The 2,179-nt window shown below is 26.8% G+C and carries 3 protein-coding genes; 2 read left to right on the forward strand and 1 reads right to left on the reverse strand.

The genetic code is table 11. The annotated features are described in order from the left end of the window. The first annotated feature begins 157 nt into the window (after window positions 1-157). Window positions 158-478 (forward strand): (2Fe-2S)-binding protein, encoded by a 321-nt coding sequence (locus tag G3997_RS00575; RefSeq protein WP_296646440.1) that lies wholly within the window; start codon window positions 158-160, stop codon window positions 476-478. Between the two features lie 178 nt (window positions 479-656). Continuing rightward, on the forward strand, window positions 657-1,592 hold the full coding sequence (locus tag G3997_RS00580) for a phosphoglycerate dehydrogenase (protein ID WP_296646442.1): 936 nt from the start codon (window positions 657-659) through the stop codon (window positions 1,590-1,592). Between the two features lie 43 nt (window positions 1,593-1,635). Here the strand turns inward: G3997_RS00580 and G3997_RS00585 are convergent. Then, the coding region (locus G3997_RS00585; protein ID WP_296646446.1) for an APC family permease at window positions 1,636-2,179 on the reverse strand (544 nt) is incomplete at its 5' end.

The raw sequence follows: 2,179 nt of genomic DNA on the forward strand, positions 1-2,179 counted from the left end.
GTTCCTATATACAATGCACGTTGAGTGTGTGGCTAAAATAGCAAAAAAATAAAGCAGAATACTGCTTTATTTTTTTGCTTTAATATGTTTTAACATGTATAAATTTGGTATAATATCATAAGACGAAAAATAATTATATTATAAAGGAGATTATAAAATGGCTGGAGATAGAATAATATGTCACTGTAAACAAGTAAGTTACATAGATATAAGAAAAGCAATGATAAATGGTGCTCGTACAGTGCAAGAAATAAAAGATATGACTGGTGCTGCTACTGGATGTGGAAGATGCGTAGATGAAATAGAAAAAATATTAGCATCTGTATGTGGATGTAAAGGTGTTTCACTTGAAGATGTAGTAAATGCAGTTAAAGATGGTGCAGACACTACAGATAAGGTAGCTGAAATAACAGGTGCAGGTGCAGCTTGCGGAAGATGTAAAGCTCTTGTTCAAAATGTAATAGATATAAAAAGATAGTATTTAATCTAAATAATTGGGTAAGATACTATTAAATAAATGTATCCTACACCTCAGATTACTATCATCATAGTATACATTTATATTAAATAGATTAAGTCCTTCAATTTTGAAGGACTTTTTATTTTTATACTATTAWTAAGAATATAAAAAATATATTCTTATAAGGGGTGAAATTATGAAAGTTTTATTTACTAAGAATTATGGAAAAGAAAAATTTGATAAAATAAGAGAATTAGGATATGAAGTTATATATTATGATGAGAATAGTGTAACAAATAATGCGGATGTAAATAATGCTGATATATTGGTTACATATAATCCATTTAAGACTCTAGATATAAGTAAAATGAATAATTTAAAATATATACAGACAACTAGTATAGGAGTAGATCAAATACCATTAGATAAAATTATAGATAGAGATATTATAATAGCTAATAATAAGGGTGGTTATAGTGTTCCAATAGGTGAGTGGATAGTTATGTCTATTCTAGAGATATATAAAAATAGTAAAAAGCTTCATGAACAACAGTTGAATAAAAAATGGAAGGTAAATTTTTCTATAGCTGAATTAAGTGGTAAAAAAATTGGTTTTTTAGGAACTGGAACACTAGCTACAGAGGCTGCTAAAAGACTACAAGGATTTGATGTTGAAATATGGGGAGTTAATACAACTGGTAATAATAAAAATTATTTTGATAGATGCTTTTCAAGTGAGCAAATGGATGAAGTATTTAAAAATTGTGATACAGTTGTAGCCACAATACCAGCAACAAAAGATACTATAGGTATTATAAATAAAGATAAATTTGAACTTATGAAAAAAGGTTCTGTATTTATAAATGTTGGTAGAGGAAATATTGTTAATGAAAAAGATTTAATAATGTATATGAATAAGTTTAGAGGTGTTGCATTAGATGTATTTGAAAATGAACCATTAGATATAAGTAGTGAATTATGGCAATTTGACAATTTAATTATAACACCTCATAATTCATGGGTATCTGATAAAAACCAAGAAAGAACTTTTAATATGATTTATGATAATCTAAAAAATTATATAGAAAATAAACCTTTAAAAAATAAGATAGATATATCTAAGGGATATTAAATAATAAGAAAACTACTCACATATGTGAGTAGTTTTCTTATTATTAAGCAGCTTTTTCTTCTTTAGAATCAGCGTTTTTCTTAGTCATATAATTGTAAACTGGTAAACCTATAAGAGTTATAACAACTCCACCTAAAGCTATCACTGTATTTTTCATACCAGAGAATGCTAATTGGTTTATTACAACGAATAATCCATTAAATATTGCTATTAATGGAACTATAGGATATAGAGGTACCTTATATGGTCTGTGTAAGTTTGGATGAGTTTTTCTAAGTTTTATAACACCTATAAATGTTAAAACATAGAATGACCAAACAGCAAACATTGATAAATCACTTAATAAGTTAAATTGTCCTGATAATGCATATAAAGCTGATAATACAGCTATTAATAATGTAGCATTAGCTGGAACATCATTTTTATTTAATTTACCAAATATAACTGGTATAGTTTTTTGTTGTCCTAATGTATAAGTTATTCTTGGTCCAGTTAATAGGTATCCATTTATACATCCGAATACAGATATTAATATACCAACAGTTATTATTTTACCACCAATTGGACCAAATAATTCAGTTGCAACT

Source organism: Romboutsia sp. 13368, assembly GCF_018336475.1.
Taxonomy (GTDB): Bacteria; Bacillota; Clostridia; order Peptostreptococcales; family Peptostreptococcaceae; genus Romboutsia.

Excerpts from the sequence above, each read along its gene's own strand:
- G3997_RS00575 (WP_296646440.1), top strand. The coding sequence starts at position 158 with ATGGCTGGAGATAGAATAATATGTCACTGTAAACAAGTAAGTTACATA.
- G3997_RS00580 (WP_296646442.1), top strand. The coding sequence starts at position 657 with ATGAAAGTTTTATTTACTAAGAATTATGGAAAAGAAAAATTTGATAAA.